Raw genomic sequence first — 16244 nt, 5'->3', positions numbered from 1 at the left:
AATTTCTTTGATTCCAAAACTTGACGAATACAAAAAACAATTTGAACTTATGAGTGATGACTCGATTAAACCAGGGTTAGACGCGATAGAAGAGGCATTGGCATGTGTGTTGAATCCCGAGAAGGAGCTACGGATTATTCATGTGGCAGGTACAAACGGTAAAGGTTCAACGATTGCGGTAATGGAAGCAATCCTACAGGCACATGGATTTGAAACGGGTGTATTTTCTTCACCCGCAATCCTCGACGTACATGATCAGATTCGAATCAATGGAAAGCCGATTACACAAGAAGAGCTCGAGTATGTGTTTGAGGAAATGGAAGCAGCAGGATTGAGCGGCATGCTGACGGACTTTGAATTATTGACAGTGGCGGCTTTTTTGGCATTCCGTAACGCGGACCCGGATTATGTATTAATTGAGACAGGCATGGGCGGAAGACTCGACAGTACCAATGTCATGACGCCTTTAGTATCGGTCATCACGTCAATTGCGCTCGACCATACAGGATTTCTTGGAGACAGCGTAGAGAAAATTGCAGCGCACAAAGCGGGCATCATTAAACCATATATTCCTGTAGTCATAGGGGAGTTGCCAGAAGACGCGAAAGAAGTTGTGCTGGCTGAAGCGAAGAAGTATAAAAGTTTGGTAAGGACATATGGAGAAGAATTCATAATGAAATCAGGGGAGACAGAGACGTTTAGTGGTATGTCTACTTTTGAAATTCCCGTTCGAAATATGAAAGGGCCACATCAAGCGATCAATCACGCAGTGGCTTTAGAAGCACTATCATTGGCAGGTGTACCTTTAAAACAAGACAAAGTCGCTGATGCTATTGCGCATGTTTCACTGCCGTTTCGATTCCAGAAGATTGCTGAAAATGTCTATATCGACGGAGCGCATAATCCAGCTGCGGCACGTATGTTGGTGAAGACGATTGAAGAGCAGTTTCCTGGGCAGAAAGTGGACTGGGTTGTGGGGATGTTGAATACGAAGGACTATAAAGCTACTTTAGATATATTGGCGCCGATAGCTAATAGTTTTACGTTTGTTGATTTTCCGCATGAGCAGGCTGCTAGAGCTGATGACTTGCAGGCGGTTTGTTCAATGAAGAACAGTAGGGTAGTTTCGTTTGAGGAAGTGGACATGGGTGTGAAAGATTCATTGCAGGTAGTTGTAGGATCGTTGTATTTGTTGAGTAGTTTAATGGAAAAGAAAAACAGCTTGGCTTAATTGCCAGGCTGTTTCTTTACGTTTGTTAATATTCTTTCTTTCTCGACGGCAGGATCTATTTTGGTGATAATAGGTTCGGGTTTATTGAGCTTCAGGAAATTCTCAATGATTTCCGTATCATAAACTACTTGTAGTCTAGAAGGTTTGTCTGGCTGAGTTTTTGCACTCTCGTACGTACCGTTACTAAAAGCTTTTCCTCTAATTGCATTAAATACTATTCGCTTAGCAGAAATACCTCCTTCTACTTTAACGTTAGAACCGGTACCGTACATCTCAATATTACTCTGACTGTAGAAAAAACCTTTTATTAAGCTTGGTGTATCGCTATAAGCAGAAATATTGGACATAGAAATGTCGCCTGTAGCAAAGATAATAACTGTACCCGTTTTTTTATTTCCTAGATCTTTTCCTTCTAAGGTGGAAAACCGAATACTAACATCGCCATTAACGTAAATTAGCGTATTTCCTTTTAAATTTACGTTTCTCATCGTGAGATCACCATCAATGTACATGGGTCCGTCTATTGTAATGTTTTCCCTAGGATTTTGCTCTGTCTCACGATTGCTGCCAAACTTTCCTATGTCCAAAGTTTTAGCTACATATAAACCTTTTGTAAATGTATGGTCGCCAGTATTTATTTTCACATGACCACTTGATGCGAGTTGTCCAAATGAATTTTTGTCCTTTATCGAAAAATCTCCAAATGCAGTAGGAAACTTTATACTACCTTTTATGGGCACAACGGAAGATGAATTCGAATAATTGCTAAATGTAGTACCAGAAAAACCTGTGGAGCTTTTATCTGCAAGTATTTTTAAAGCGGAAGTAGATGTGTGGTCATAAAAATAATTTGGTTTTTGCGTGATTATACCAATATCAGGCGATATCTGTTCTCTTTTAACAATACGTGGTGAAGAGTTGGGTAAAAATAATGTTTTAATATCAGTTCGCTCTGTATAAGCAGAGGTGTTAAAGATATCTCTATTAATATGATTTGTATAATTCGTTTGATTTAAAGTTAAATTACTTATAAAATACATGCTTTTACCTAGCACTAACTTTGAAGAAGAGGACCCAGGGGAAGGCTTTGTTGTCGGCAGCACACTTGAAACCCATGCATACCCCGCAACTCCGCTATCTTTTACTATCAAATTCCCATCCACTTTCAAATCTCCTGTAATTTCAGACCCTCCATGAAGATATAAATTACCTTCTCCATTCTTGGGGGTTTTAGAGGAAATATTCGTACCAAGTGCATATTTCATTGTTTCGGGGAAAGCCTCGGCTCCTATTTCCATTACTTTATTTAAATTTCTATTTTTATTATTCGAGGAACCTGTACTAGAGAAACTTACGATTTTTCTTAAATCGTTGATTGTATTGTCTTCATTACGAATAGACTCAGGTTCTTTGTCTATACAGACATCGTATTCTCCGTTATAGGTGCTATTACTTACGATGTGTGATTTCTCACATCGATATTTATCTAATACATCATCTAATACAATTTTAAACTTTTCTGATGATAAACCGTCCACACCTAATTTACTCGTTAACTCCGTGTTAATATCAGCAACGATACGATCAATTCCTTTTTCAGATTGGGCAATCGCTTGTGTATCATCAGCACGATAAGCATTTTGTTTAATACCTTGAGTAGACATTGCAAGTACGCTCATCCCGAGAATACTGAACATAATAAGAATCAACAAAGTAAGAAGAAGTGCATAGCCACGTTCATTCCGCAGATATCTAATCATTCATTGTCCACCTTCTTTTTTAAATCATCAATTGATCGCACTACATTTACGAAACTCATCTCTTTAGGCCTTGCGCCAGTCATTTTCAATCGAAGCGTAATTTCATATTGACCGTCATTATCAATCCTAGCGATTTTGGAAGGTGACAATACAATCTTTGGATCCGAGATTTGTTGTATTACGTCTGCAATGACGATTTGATTGTTTATGAAACCAGTTCTTTTACCATTCTCTGTTTGTAAATAGTAGTCAGTGGTTTTCGCTGCAGGGAGTTTAGTAGCACTGATTTCGGACTCTTTTGTAGTGTAGAGTTCTCTTATAAATGAAGTCATCAAATAGTCCGCTTCATTTCGTAGAGCTGTCTCTATTTGAATATTTTCTGAAGTCTTTATACCGCTCATCAAAATAGAGAAAGCAATCGTAGTAATCATTCCTATAATGGCAAGTGTAGCGAGAAGTTCAACTAAGGTTAGGCCACGTTGGTTACGAATATTAGTCATAAACTATCACGTACCCTTCTACTGAATAGTTTTTCTTTTGCGCTTCATCCTTAATTGTTGTAATGATGTTTATAAGCTTACTATCGCTTTCAGCTCTATTCTGTGTCGCTGTTACTTCTATATAGTAGATTCTTTCGTTAAGAGCTATTCGGTATGCATCTCGACAATCATTTGTCTTGCATTGGCTATAGGTATATGTGAAAGTCCCAGCTCGATTATTTTTAAAAAGGTAAGGTGGATTACTTGATGGAATTTCAATGTAGCCATAAGGGTCTAACTTGAGGCGGTCCAATGAGGCTTGGGCAAGTTGAATCATAACGAGCTTGTCCACATTCATGACGGAAGTCTTCTTTGCTGTGATGAGTAATGGAAAGAAACTTAGCAAAATAATGCTAATAATCATAAGTGAAGCAATTACTTCAACTAGCGTAAAACCTTCTTGTCGCTGCACATGAACCCTCTCCCTTATACTTACCAAGTCAGATATTTTTATCTATGTACCTATTAATATATTTGTTACAAGTATAGTAGCATAATTTTTCGTTATATCCATAACTATTTACTTATAAAATTATTGTAAAATGTAGTAACTAGGTAGTTTTGGTTTATTAACATAGTCTTTTTATGATTACGGATCAATGAGATGTATCTTTTGATCTATTTGGTTTAATAATCACTAAGGTATGCATAATTTACTTTCTATTGACGGAAAAGATATATCCACTTTAAATGTGAATGTCCAATGAAATGCTAGTTAATCTTAGTTACGGGTAAGTATTGAAACTTATTATCGATTCGTGAATAACGAGACAACTATTAACCTCTAAAATATGCTTACTTCGATTTGCTGGGGATGAATTATTTGGGGGAAATGCTATCGATTTCATAAGTATAGTTAGATTTAAATATATCAAGAAAATGTTTATGCAGCCGTTAGCTCTCTTTACATAATGAGTACTTTAATGAGACAATAGACTTAATAGAATAGGTTTTATAGAGTGATATATTCATAGCAAGGTATTTAGTTTTAGTTGAGTAGTAAAATTTGGTGATGAATTGAAATAAGGGAGAGACGTTATGGAGGATAATAGAGAAAAAGGTATGACACTTGTAGAGGTCTTGGCTTCATTAGTATTGTTATCCATAATAATTATTTCATTCTTGGCGATTTTTCCAACAGTAGCTAAACAGAATAAAGCATCAGATGAAGTAATGGATGCAACATATATTGCTCAAACTACGATGGAAGAAATTATTCAGATTAAAACTAATAGTAAAACCTTTGAAGCTGCAGATGATGTTTTAGTAAATGGAAAATATATACGTGGAGCTGACTCAGACACTTATGCTTCAAAAGAAAACAACAACCAACTATATAAAGTTTTAATTTATTTCAGTAAACCAAATAGCGATCGTAGTTTGCCTAGTAACACTTCACGTGTGATTGTAAAAGTATTCAAACCAAATGATGAAATTAATTCAAAACCAAGGGCTCAAATGGAAACGATTTTATGGTGGGAGGAGGGCCAATGACAAAGCGTTTAAAAAGTCAAGAAGGAGTTACACTCGTCGAGTTGTTAGCTGTTCTTGTTATTTTATCTTTCGTAGGATTAATGGTTTTTGGAGTCTATTTTTCTGGTACAAAAGAGTATGATATACAAAGAGAACAAACTGTACATCAGCAAAATATACAGTTTGTAATAAAGTATTTAACTAAAGAGATTAGAGTGGAAAATAATTTCATAGTTTATGAAAACGATGTATTAAAAATTAATACAAGCACAGGGAAAGGGACAGATACCTATAGACTTGAAGATAATGCGTTACTAAAAAATGATGAAGTGTTTGCCGATAATATAAAAGATTTTAAAGTGAAATCTTTTGATGAGGGTAACTCTTTAAAAATTGAAGTACTTGGCAACAATGAATTTGGAAGAGATAAAATAAAAGCTGAGACAACAATTTCGATAAGATAGGTTGTGATAGATTGAAAAACGAAAAGGGGTATACACTTGTCGTTGTTATGATGGTTCTTGTTGTTATGTCAGTTTTAGGTACATCAATAATTGGCCTTTCAATAAATAATTCTAAAGTGACACGCGGAGAACGAGATGACCAATCCGTTTTTTATATAGCGGAAGCTGGTATTAACTATACACTAGCTAGAATTAATGAAATTGCTACAAAAAAAGCTAAAAACAATAGTTTTGATGATGAAACAGATTTCATTGAAGCTGTGTGGCGAGAAGTGGAGTTAGCAAGAATTAATGAAGATATAAAAAAGAAAAACTTACTGCCTTTTTCATCTTTTAATGGTGAAACACCATTTATTGGTGATATCACAATAAATACTATTGATAAAAATGACATTTTGAAATATGAAATTATTTCCACAGGAAAAATAGGGGGGAAAGTCAGAACAGTTAGTCAGAATATAATTTTAGCGTATGATCCCCCTACTCCTTCTGGTGATACTGATAGTCCTAATGGAACGGGTACATCTACTACGTTACCGACTATAAAAGTTCCTGATGGTGTAGCTGTCTTTGTTAACGGAAAAATAAACATGCCGAATGGAACGATAATCGGAAGCGTGGGAACTAATTTAAAAGATAAAAAATCTATTATGCTAGACGGTGGTGCATCAATTTCAGGAAACATCTTTGTCCCAGCTGGTTCTGAGGTTGGAGCATTGAATAAACCAGATTGGAAGCCTGCTGCAGCTCCGACTGGTATGCCTGAAGCAGGAATGATGGAACTGCCATTGTTTCCAGAATATCCTTCATACGGTCCACCTCCGAATAAAACAATTATAAAAGACGGTAATTCAAAAGAAGTTATTAAGAACGGTGGTTTATATATAGATAACTATATAACTAACAACTATACTCTAGACCTTACCAAAGATATTTATTTGTCTACTATAAAATTGGATCAAAATAATACGTTAATAATCAATGTGGGCAAAGAGGATAGAGTCATCGTAGTTGACCATTTGGACGTTATTCGTGGTCATATTAATGTAATAGGAACTGGTAAGCTTACTTTCATGGTGAAAGATAAAATTAATGTGAAAGGCTCTATTGGTAATGGCGCGTCTGCTAATCAAGTAGGCATGTTCTTACAGGGTTCCACTACCGACAAGCCTAAGGAAGTAATATTTGATAGTGATACTAAAATCAATGGTTCATTCTACGCAGAAGATGCAAATGTCACTATGACAGCTGGTGGAGGCATTAAAGGAAATATTTTAACTGGTGGGAAAAAGGTGTCTATTAGCGGTGGAGTAACTGCCGATCCCACCCTAATTTTAGCGCCAAATGCAGATGTTAATATATCGGGTGGAGGTACGATAAGTGGTGCGATTTACGCAGACACTTTTACTGCGTCTGGAGGAGCTACAGTGAACTTTAAAAAACAGAATATAGACAGAGTTCCCATTGGTCCAGATTCAAGTTATCCAACCCTGCCAGAACCTCCAGCTACATCGTCTTATGGAACTACGCACATACAAAAAACAGGATTTAAAGAGATTAATAAATAGTAATTCAAACATAAAGTAGGTGCCAAATGAAGAATAAACTATACAGAAACTACTTATTCCTAGGCGCGTTGCTGCTAGTCATTTCAGCACTATTCGCCCAACAAACATACGCAGGTGACGGCTTCTTCTCGAACTTCAAGAAGTTCAATAAACACACGTACGTAGGGCCATTTGATATATCCGGTCATTCTAAAAAGGAAGCGAAGGAAAAGTTGCTAATAGACTTTTCCGGCTTGGAACAAAATATGTTGGTTCAACTTATAGTTCAAGATGATCAAGTCGATGTTCCTGCGGATATTGTTAGTTTTGATCCTGACGCTACACTGAACCAAGTTAAAAATGGTAATGATAATTCATTAGTGGCGAGTGTCTCTCGTGAAGGTTTACGTACTGTCATGAAACAAAACTTTAATTCGCTTACATTTAATGAAGATGAAGTGGAAAAGATTGCTTCGCAAATAGAAGTGCAATTGCAGAGCGGAATTATGCCTCAGCAAATCTATATAGCGAATTTCATTCCAGAGCTATATGAGCAGAAGCAAGTTATTGCGTCTGCTGAATATAAAGTAGATGAGTTGGCTAAAGGGCTACGTTTATTGATGGAAGACTTGGATGGATTGGAGATTCAGCCGAACACTTCGTTTTCATTCCGTGAGTATCTTGAAGGTAAAGAGTCTGCTAGTGCAACAGATTTGCAGATGACGATTATGGCGTCTCTTCTATATAAAGCAGCGTTGCAGACGAATTGGGTTATGGATGAGCGGAATATTTCCACGGAGTTACCGTTAGGTGTAGAGCCGGGATTTGAAGCGGCAATTAACCGCAAGCTTAATTTGGATTTTATTTTCACCAATCCAAATCAAACCGTCTTCACGATTCGTACCAATTGGACAGGCTCTCAATTGGAGCTTTCTATAGAAGGACTTCCGTTTGTTCATCGTTATGATACTGAAGTCGAGAGCATTACAAAATATGATCCTAAAACAGTTATTCGTTACAGTGCATTCGTATCAGCCGGTGCGATAGAGATTGTAGACAAAGGTAAGAAGGGTATGGAAGTGGCAGTTAAGCGTAATGTCATGCTAAATGGTTCGTTGGAAGAAATTGAAGATGTCTCAATCGATTTCTATGCACCGCAACCAATTATTGAGCGTCATAGTTTAGAAAAAGTGGTAGAACAAGTTCCTGATAGTAATGTAGATAGTAATTCTGGCAATGCCGATGGAAACAGTTCAACTAACGGGTCAACGGATAATCCGTCTAATTCTGGTAACTCTAGTACTGGTACAACTGATGGCAATTCTAGTAACGGGAATAATTCAGGCTCTTCTACTGGTAGTGGATCGGGTAGTGGTGGTAATTCTAGCAATACAGGATCAGGAAGCACGGGTTCAGGGTCATCTACTGGAAGCGGATCAGGCAACAATGGTTCTTCTTCAGGTAATGGTTCAAGCAAGTCGAACGGTTCTGGTGGGAAAGATGATGTGAAATATGATTACGATAAAGGCGGCAATCTGATTGAAGTCGACAAGAATGGTAATCCAATCGATTGATAGAGGGGGATTCAAATGGCGACAACTAGAAAACGTCTTGGGGATTTATTAATAGAGTCGGGATTACTGTCGGACGAACAGTTAATGACTACGTTGAAAGAAAAGACGCGTGATGAACGACTTGGCGATGCGCTATTACAACGCGGGTATATTACTGAGCAGCAATTGATTGAGGTGCTCGAGTTCCAGCTTGGAATTCCTCACGTCAATTTGTTCCGTTATCCGTTTGATCCGAAATTGTTCAATATCGTGCCTAAAGGTTTAGCGAAGCAGAAGATGATTGTGCCGTTGAAGAAGGACGGAGATAAGTTATTCGTTGCAATGGCAGACCCGATGGATTACAACACCATTGAAGATTTACGATTGTCTACAGGTTTCCATATCGAAACTGCGATTGCGTCCAAAGATGATATAAATCGAACGATTACACGTTATTATGATGATGAATTATTTGATGATTTACTCTTTGAAGAACCTGAAACGACAGCGAGTCAGTTAGAGCAACAAGAAGATATTGTCGATAACGATTCTCCTATTGTGCGTCTCGTTAATCAGATTATATCCAGTGCTGTTTCCATGAAAGCTAGTGATATTCATATTGACCCTCAAGAGCATCAAGTCGTTATTCGTTTTAGAATTGATGGAAAATTGCAGACTGAACGTGTCTTACCTAAACACATGCAGTCGATGTTGCTTGCGCGGATTAAAATCATGGGGAATTTGAATATTACAGAATCTCGTATGCCGCAGGATGGACGCATTAAAGTGATGATTGATTTTCGTCCGATTGATTTACGGTTATCGACATTGCCAACAGTTTTTGGTGAGAAGATTGTAATGCGTATTTTGGACTTGAGTAGCTCTTTAAATGATATGACGAAGCTTGGTTTCGGTCCGACTAATTTACAACGCTTCCTTGAAGAAATCGAGAAGCCAAATGGCATCGTGCTCATATCAGGTCCAACGGGTTCAGGTAAATCGTCTACGTTGTATGCGGCTTTGAATCGATTAAATAGCGAAGAAGTAAATATTATTACGATTGAAGATCCAGTAGAGTATCAATTGGAAGGTATTAATCAAATTCAAGTGAATTCTAATGTAGGATTAACATTCGCTACGGGATTACGTTCTATTTTGCGTCAAGATCCTGACGTAGTAATGGTAGGGGAAATCCGAGATAGAGAGACCGTAGAAATCGCGATTCGTGCCTCCTTAACAGGACACTTAGTGTTGAGCACGATCCACACGAATGACTCAGTTGCATCTATTTCACGATTGCTTGATATGGGAGTGGAGCCATTTCTTTTGACTGCTTCTCTTAATGCGATTGTTGCTCAACGATTAATTCGTCGAGTATGTCGAGATTGTGGAACTATACAGCAGGCAACGGATCGTGAAAAAGAGATATTCGCCAAACGTGGGAAAACAATCGAGACGATTAATCGCGGTACGGGTTGCTCAGCATGTAATATGACAGGCTATCGCGGGCGAATTGCGATACATGAAGTATTGATTATCAATGCAGAAATGCGCGATGCGATTAACCGTGACGCTGCACCTACTGTATTCCGTGAAATTGCGGAGAGAAGTGAAACGATTTTCCTGATAGACGATGGTTTAGATAAAGTAAAGCAGGGCATTACAACTACTGAGGAAGTATTGCGAGTGGCCCTAATAGATTAGGAGTGTTTGCGGTGAACGAAAGAATTGATCAATTACTTACTGAGGCCTTTACTGTCAAAGCGTCTGACATTCACTTAACTGTTGGCGTGCCTCCAATCTTCCGTGTGCATGGTGACTTAAAACGTTTTGGCGAAACGATTTTGACTGAAGAAGATACAAAGGAAATGGCGTATCAGACGATTCCAGAAAAGATGATGCCGGCTTTTAAAGAAGCAGGACAGATTGACTATTCCTATGAAATCGCTGGTGTTTCTCGTTTCCGTGTCAACGCATTCCAACAACGCGGTTCGATTTCATTGGCATTCCGGACGATTCCAACGAAGATTCCGACGATTGATGACTTGAATATGCCTGCAACACTGAAGAGTTTGTCAGATACTGCACAAGGGCTGATCTTAGTTACTGGGCCTACTGGTTCAGGTAAATCCACTACGCTTGCAGCCATGATCCGTTATATGAATGAAACGATGCGAAAGCATATTATTACATTGGAAGATCCGATTGAGTATATGCATAATCACGGTTCGTCGATCATTGATCAGCGAGAAGTTGGCTTTGATACACTGTCGTTTGCGGATGGATTACGTGCTGCTTTGCGTCAAGATCCAGACGTCATTCTCGTAGGGGAGATGCGGGACTTGGAGACGATTTCTACGGCGATCACCGCTGCAGAAACCGGTCACTTAGTCCTCGCCACTTTACACACATGGAGTGCAGCTTCGACAATCGATAGAATCATAGACGTATTTCCACATGGTCAACAAGCGCAAATTCGCGTACAGTTGGCTGGGGTTTTGAAGGCAGTTGTTTCTCAACGTTTATTCCAGACGATTGATAAACAGGGAAGACGAGCAGCGACGGAGATAATGATTAATAATCCAGCTGTGTCGAACTTGATTCGTTCCGAGAAAATTCACCAGATTCCGAACGTCATCCAGACTAGCCGCGCTCAAGGCATGCATATGATGGATCACTCTGTAAAGACATTGATGGAACAAAGAATCATTTCGTACGAAGAAGCATTACCGTTCTTGCAAGGGGATGATTGATCGTGGCTCGTTTTACATACGAAGGGCGAGATTCGAAAGTGATTCGTCGTGGTACGGTGACGGCTACGAATAAACGCGATGCAGCGATTAAGCTGAAAGGCCAAGGTATTCGCGTAGTTAGTTTGGTTGAACAAAAGGAAACAGTTTTGACGAAAGATATAACGATTGGTAGTCCAGTTAAGCGAGATCAACTGATTATGTTTTTACGTCAGTTTTCTACACTTCTTCAGGCGGGTGTTACGATTGTGGATGCGGTGAGGATTTTGTCCGCGCAAGTAGAACAGGCTTCGTTTCGGAAAATCTTGACTTCGATTCAGGAAGATTTACGAACAGGAACACCGTTGTCGATAGCTTTTGGAAAACATCCTAAAGTTTTTGAACCATTAATATTGAATATGGTGGCGGCTGGGGAAGTTTCAGGAACTGTGGATGAATCATTGGAGCAGCTAGCTGAGCATTTCGAAAAAGCGTATCGTACGAGACAGAAAGTTACTTCGGCTATGGCATACCCCGTTGTAGTTGGCATAATAGCCATAGCAGTAGTTATTTTCCTTTTATGGTTTGTCGTACCAATGTTTGTTGATATGTTCGATAGTATTGGCGGACAATTGCCGTGGTTAACTCGTGCAGTAATGGCAGCGAGTGATTGGATTGAAAATTACTGGTACCTACTTCTTCTTATTGTTTCGGTGATTATCGCAGGCTATGTATTAGTTCGTAACAATCCAAAAGGGAAGTACATTTTAGATACTATCTTATTGAGATTGCCTATATTCGGTAGCATTGCTCAAAAGTCTTCACTCGCTATGATGACTCGTACATTAAGCTCTATGTTCTCTAGCTCAGTACCCATTCTACAAGCCCTAACCATGACAGAAAAAGTAGTTGGAAATGAAGTCATTTCAAAAGTAATTGGTGAGTCTAGAGTATCAATGGAACGTGGCGGATCTTTAACGGAGCCTATGTTAAATCACTGGGCATTTCCTCCGCTAATCCCACATATGATTGCGATAGGAGAAGAAACTGGTTCTTTGGACTCCATGTTGGCTAAAGTAGCAGATTTCTATGAGAAAGAAGTAGAAGCCGCTACAGACCGCTTAAAAGCTTTAATAGAGCCTTTGATGATCGTTTTCTTGGCGGCCATAGTCGGGACTATAGTTTTGGCAATCATGTTGCCGATGTTTAGTATGTTTGAGCAGATAGATAGTTTGTAACAGAAATAACAAATGTTATGGATAAAATTAAATTAATTCAATAAAACTAGTGTTATTATCCTATTAGTTCTGATATACTATATTCATAGAGTAAGGAAAAACAAGAGGAGGAAATTATATGAAAAAATTTATACAGAAGAAATTAAATCAAAAAGGTTTGACGCTTGTTGAGCTATTAGCAGTTATTGTTATTTTGGGAATTATTGCTGCGATTGCGGTGCCGGCTATTGGGAATATTATTACGAACTCTAAGGTAAGTGCACTTAAGGCTGATGGACAGAATGCTATCTCTGCTGCTAATATTTACTTTGCTGAAAATACTGCAACTGATAACAAAGTGACTACAGGGGTACTTAAGGATGATGGATATCTAGAAGATACGGGTGGTTTCGGTGAGTCTGAAGCAACTATAAGTAAAGGTACTGGAGAAGTTACTACACCTACTATAACTGGGACCGCTACAAATGGAAATATTAGTGTGGAGTTCACAAGTGCAACTACAGCTGATATTAATAAAATTGGTAATAAGAACGATACTGCTGTAACCACCGTTGTTATTACTCGCTAATTATTTAATTTAATAACGATTTTCAAACTTACTTTTGATAAATGTGATTTATAAATTGGACTTTGATGAGAATATTCTCATCAAGGTCTTTTTGGGAAATTATATACATACGTTAAAATCGAAATATTCTATTCTAAGGCAAAAGGAAGTGTTTCACATGAAGGAAATACTTGCGGATGACATAGGAATGACACTCGTCAAGTTACTTGCGATATTAGTCATTATGGGAATTACTTCAGTTACTGCCATTAGCTCAATGATTCTCATTTTAGAAAACACTCGAATTAAAGCAGAAAAAACAAATGCTATCTTATTAAAAAATACAGCCGATTTATACTTTATTGAACATCAAACAACATATGTTAATTCTGTAGGTATGTCCACATTAATTTCTGAAGGGTATTTTGAAGATTTTAATCTTGTGAACGATACTTTCTGGGTAGCGGAAGCGTAACCATCTTCGATCCGTGGTAAAGCTGAAACGAAGAAAAATGAAGTAGAATTCCGTAAAACGACTATAGAAATGATCAATAACAGTGGAAAATCTACAAAAGTAGAGACTGAAAAATGTGGAGATTTATCTGCGATACAAGGTGAGTAATTGCCATTCCTGATGTTTCGTCATTTTCCCCTATCAATCTTCCCTTCCCCCTCCACATTTGCTATACTTAACATAACTAGTCCGCAAGGGATGACTACGTGTATCCCTTGCTTTTGCTCGTCTGGAAGGAGTTCACATATGTCTATTTTAACCAACTTAAAACGCCCACTTTCCAATATAACAATGCCGACCATGCCTTCCTTCGGTCGCAAGAAACGCGTATATTCATTAACGCTTGATGATGACGCAATCCGATACGTACGGATCAAATCCACTCATCCAATCGTACTAGACACAGCGAAAGAGATGTTATTGCCCGAACACACCATCATGGATGGCCGAATAGCCGAAGATGACATGCTACGTGAGGTCTTGACAGAAGCTGTGAAAGATTGGAATCTTACGAAGCGTGATGTGGCGTTTTTGGCGCCCGATACATATGTTATTATCCGTCGTGTTGCCTATCCTGAAACGGTGGATCATGAGGATTTGAAAAGTCATTTTTTCATAGAGATTGGCTCGACAATTTATTTGCCGTTTGATGACCCGGTGTTTGATGTCGTTCCGTATACCGCCAATGATGCGCAAAATGAAGCGATTTTGATTGCGTCGAAGGAAAGTATTATGCAGACGTATGAAGATGTGCTTGAATCTGCAAAGTTGGTTCCGGTTGTGGCGGATATTGCGCCGCTTTCGCTTTATCGATTGGCTCATCATGAACATCAATTTGAAGGGTCGGAACATATTTTACTTGCGGATTTGCATGGGCGGAATTTAACTGTGTCGATTTTCTATAATCATTTCCCTTTATTCATCCGCTCCATGGAACTCGAAGTGCCGCTCAGTATGACGACGGGTGAAGTACTTGAGCAACAGATTGAGCCGATGACGATTGTGATGGAGCTTGAGAAACTAGCAAACTTCTACCGATTTAATTTGGCTGAAACAGATTCAGCGATTACCCATTTAATATGGAACAGTACATATACACAACAAGAAGAATTATTGCAGATGGTACGGGAGCGGTTAGCAATTGACGCGATTCCCTTAGTGAAAGAGCCGATTAGTTGTGTGGATGGTACAGCGATTACTGCCGACTTCCATCGAGTAATTGGTCTCGCGCTGAAGGAAGAGGTGTAGTACGCGTATGTTAGTTGATATAAATCTACTACCGGAGAAGATCAAGGAGCGGGCTACTTTTTTGTGGATTGCCATTGCGATTCTTTTGGTAGCCATCATTAGTTGGGTGGTTCTATATATGATGGCTGCGAAAAATGACGAAGAAGCCCAGAGATTACAGCAGTCTACATATGAAATACAGAAACAACAAGAAAGCATAACGTCCCAGTTGCGTCTGTCTGCCTTCGGTCAAGAAAAAGAACAATTGGCCGCCACAGTGGATTTCCTAAAAGCGTACCAATATAAAACACATCCTCTTATAGAAGATCTTTCGAGAGCATTGCCTGATCGTGGGTTCTTCCAAGAGTTAACGTTCACTGCACCTAACGAAGTGACGTTGAAAATTCAGTTTGATGATCTGATGGAACCTGCGCTCTATTTAACTCGAATGAAAGCATCGTCGCTAGTAATTGATGCGACGTTCGAAGGAATCGAGACAGAAAAACTGGATGTGGAAGAACGTGAAAATGTCTTGCCTAGATATTTCGCTACATACTTCATTCAGTTCGTAGACGACCGCGCGTTACCAGGTACCGATGCAGACGTAGACCCCGATGCGATTGAAGAGCCGCAAGAGGAAACGCCACCTGCTGAAGAGCAGCCAACAGAACCTGCACCGGAAGAACCACAGCCACCTGTAGATGCTGACTCGGAAGGGGGCGATACGGTTGAATAAGTATCTAACTAAACGTCAGATGGAGATTGGTTTGGTCGTATTGGCCTCCATTTTCCTTATTGCACTTGTCTATTACACTGTGACAAACATCTACTTGCCTGCGAAAGACAGCAAGGATCAGATGACTGCGCAGTTGGCTTCAGAACGTGATGTTTTATTTTCGATGCAAAAGCAATTGGCGAATAAAGATCCGAATGAAACGGTCACATCTGCCCCGCTTCAAAAAGTCGTGCCTGTTATTCCGCTAGAGGATGCATTGCTCATTCGTCTAGAGAAGGCGGAAGTGAAATCCAATAGTCGAATTGAAGAAATCAATTTTTCGAAAGAAGTATTTGACATGGAACTATTGCCGGAATCGGTACAAAACTTGGAAACGATCTTGATGGAAGTGACGCTCGTTGCGGATACGTACAAGCAAGTCGATACGTTCATCTATGAAATCGAAGAAATGATTCGGATTATGAATGTAGAGACAATTCAATTCGAAGCGACAGCTGAGAAAACGGAAGAAGAATCAGATATTGGTGAAATGAAAGTCGTGATTTCATTTAATGCGTACTTCCGTCCGGATCTCGTCAATTTACAAAATGAGGCGCCGAAAGTGGATGCGCCGCCACCTGCATTGAAATTTGATCCGACGACGATCAATAAAATGACAGGTACCGAGAAAGCGGAGTAAGGAGGCA

Annotated in this window: 16 protein-coding genes; 13 read left to right on the top strand and 3 right to left on the bottom strand. The window is 39.1% G+C overall.

Going from position 1 to position 16244, the window contains the following annotated elements; genetic code table 11:
• Positions 1 to 7 precede the first annotated feature (7 nt).
• Complete coding sequence (locus tag SporoP32a_RS02195; RefSeq protein ID WP_085426420.1) at positions 8 to 1231, top strand: bifunctional folylpolyglutamate synthase/dihydrofolate synthase; 1224 nt, start codon at positions 8 to 10, stop codon at positions 1229 to 1231.
• Here SporoP32a_RS02195 and SporoP32a_RS02190 read toward each other — a convergent pair.
• The 3 genes from SporoP32a_RS02190 to SporoP32a_RS02180 are packed head-to-tail and all read right to left on the bottom strand — an operon-like array spanning position 1228 to position 3942.
• On the bottom strand, positions 1228 to 2991 hold the full coding sequence (locus tag SporoP32a_RS02190) for a hypothetical protein (RefSeq protein WP_085426419.1): 1764 nt from the start codon (positions 2989 to 2991) through the stop codon (positions 1228 to 1230). The two genes, SporoP32a_RS02195 and SporoP32a_RS02190, sit on opposite strands and share 4 nt — an antisense overlap.
• Positions 2988 to 3491 (bottom strand): type II secretion system protein, encoded by a 504-nt coding sequence (locus tag SporoP32a_RS02185; protein WP_085426418.1) that lies wholly within the window; start codon positions 3489 to 3491, stop codon positions 2988 to 2990. Before SporoP32a_RS02185 ends, SporoP32a_RS02190 begins: the two co-directional genes overlap by 4 nt.
• The gene (locus SporoP32a_RS02180) at positions 3484 to 3942 is read right to left on the bottom strand and encodes a type IV pilus modification PilV family protein (protein ID WP_198166207.1); all 459 of its coding nucleotides are present in this window, start codon (positions 3940 to 3942) and stop codon (positions 3484 to 3486) included. Before SporoP32a_RS02180 ends, SporoP32a_RS02185 begins: the two co-directional genes overlap by 8 nt.
• A 626-nt stretch (positions 3943 to 4568) precedes the next feature.
• Between SporoP32a_RS02180 and SporoP32a_RS02175 the strand changes: the two genes are divergently transcribed.
• The 12 genes from SporoP32a_RS02175 (at position 4569) to SporoP32a_RS02120 (ending at position 16237) form a co-directional block, all read left to right on the top strand.
• On the top strand, positions 4569 to 5024 hold the full coding sequence (locus tag SporoP32a_RS02175; protein WP_085426416.1) for a type IV pilus modification PilV family protein: 456 nt from the start codon (positions 4569 to 4571) through the stop codon (positions 5022 to 5024).
• Complete coding sequence (locus SporoP32a_RS02170) at positions 5021 to 5467, top strand: PilW family protein (RefSeq protein ID WP_085426415.1); 447 nt, start codon at positions 5021 to 5023, stop codon at positions 5465 to 5467. Before SporoP32a_RS02175 ends, SporoP32a_RS02170 begins: the two co-directional genes overlap by 4 nt.
• Positions 5468 to 5478: 11 nt before the next feature.
• Positions 5479 to 7035: a PilX N-terminal domain-containing pilus assembly protein gene (locus SporoP32a_RS02165; RefSeq protein ID WP_085426414.1), complete on the top strand. Its 1557-nt coding sequence runs from the start codon at positions 5479 to 5481 to the stop codon at positions 7033 to 7035.
• 26 nt (positions 7036 to 7061) lie between these two features.
• Positions 7062 to 8588, top strand: a complete 1527-nt coding sequence (locus tag SporoP32a_RS02160; protein WP_085426413.1) for a VanW family protein — start codon at positions 7062 to 7064, stop codon at positions 8586 to 8588.
• A 15-nt stretch (positions 8589 to 8603) separates the two neighbouring features.
• On the top strand, positions 8604 to 10271 hold the full coding sequence (locus SporoP32a_RS02155) for a GspE/PulE family protein (protein WP_085426412.1): 1668 nt from the start codon (positions 8604 to 8606) through the stop codon (positions 10269 to 10271).
• An 11-nt stretch (positions 10272 to 10282) separates the two neighbouring features.
• Positions 10283 to 11320, top strand: a complete 1038-nt coding sequence (locus tag SporoP32a_RS02150) for a type IV pilus twitching motility protein PilT (protein WP_085426411.1) — start codon at positions 10283 to 10285, stop codon at positions 11318 to 11320.
• A 2-nt stretch (positions 11321 to 11322) separates the two neighbouring features.
• Entirely contained in the window at positions 11323 to 12534 is a 1212-nt protein-coding gene (locus SporoP32a_RS02145; protein ID WP_085426410.1) for a type II secretion system F family protein, read from the top strand.
• 118 nt (positions 12535 to 12652) lie between these two features.
• Positions 12653 to 13102 (top strand): type II secretion system protein, encoded by a 450-nt coding sequence (locus SporoP32a_RS02140; RefSeq protein WP_085426409.1) that lies wholly within the window; start codon positions 12653 to 12655, stop codon positions 13100 to 13102.
• A gap of 157 nt (positions 13103 to 13259) precedes the next feature.
• A complete protein-coding gene (locus SporoP32a_RS02135) occupies positions 13260 to 13556 on the top strand; it encodes a type II secretion system protein (RefSeq protein ID WP_085426408.1) in 297 nt (98 codons plus the stop codon).
• A gap of 285 nt (positions 13557 to 13841) precedes the next feature.
• Positions 13842 to 14843 (top strand): type IV pilus biogenesis protein PilM, encoded by a 1002-nt coding sequence (gene pilM, locus SporoP32a_RS02130; protein WP_085426407.1) that lies wholly within the window; start codon positions 13842 to 13844, stop codon positions 14841 to 14843.
• A 7-nt stretch (positions 14844 to 14850) separates the two neighbouring features.
• Positions 14851 to 15558, top strand: coding sequence for a PilN domain-containing protein (locus SporoP32a_RS02125; RefSeq protein ID WP_085426406.1), 708 nt, complete (start codon positions 14851 to 14853; stop codon positions 15556 to 15558).
• Positions 15551 to 16237, top strand: coding sequence for a hypothetical protein (locus SporoP32a_RS02120; protein ID WP_085426405.1), 687 nt, complete (start codon positions 15551 to 15553; stop codon positions 16235 to 16237). The genes SporoP32a_RS02125 and SporoP32a_RS02120 overlap by 8 nt, the downstream gene beginning before the upstream one ends.
• The last annotated feature ends 7 nt before the right edge of the window (positions 16238 to 16244 follow it).

The sequence above is a fragment of the Sporosarcina ureae genome (genome assembly GCF_002109325.1).
Lineage (GTDB): Bacteria > Bacillota > Bacilli > Bacillales_A > Planococcaceae > Sporosarcina > Sporosarcina ureae_C.
This window is presented reverse-complemented; position numbering and strand designations above follow the sequence as displayed.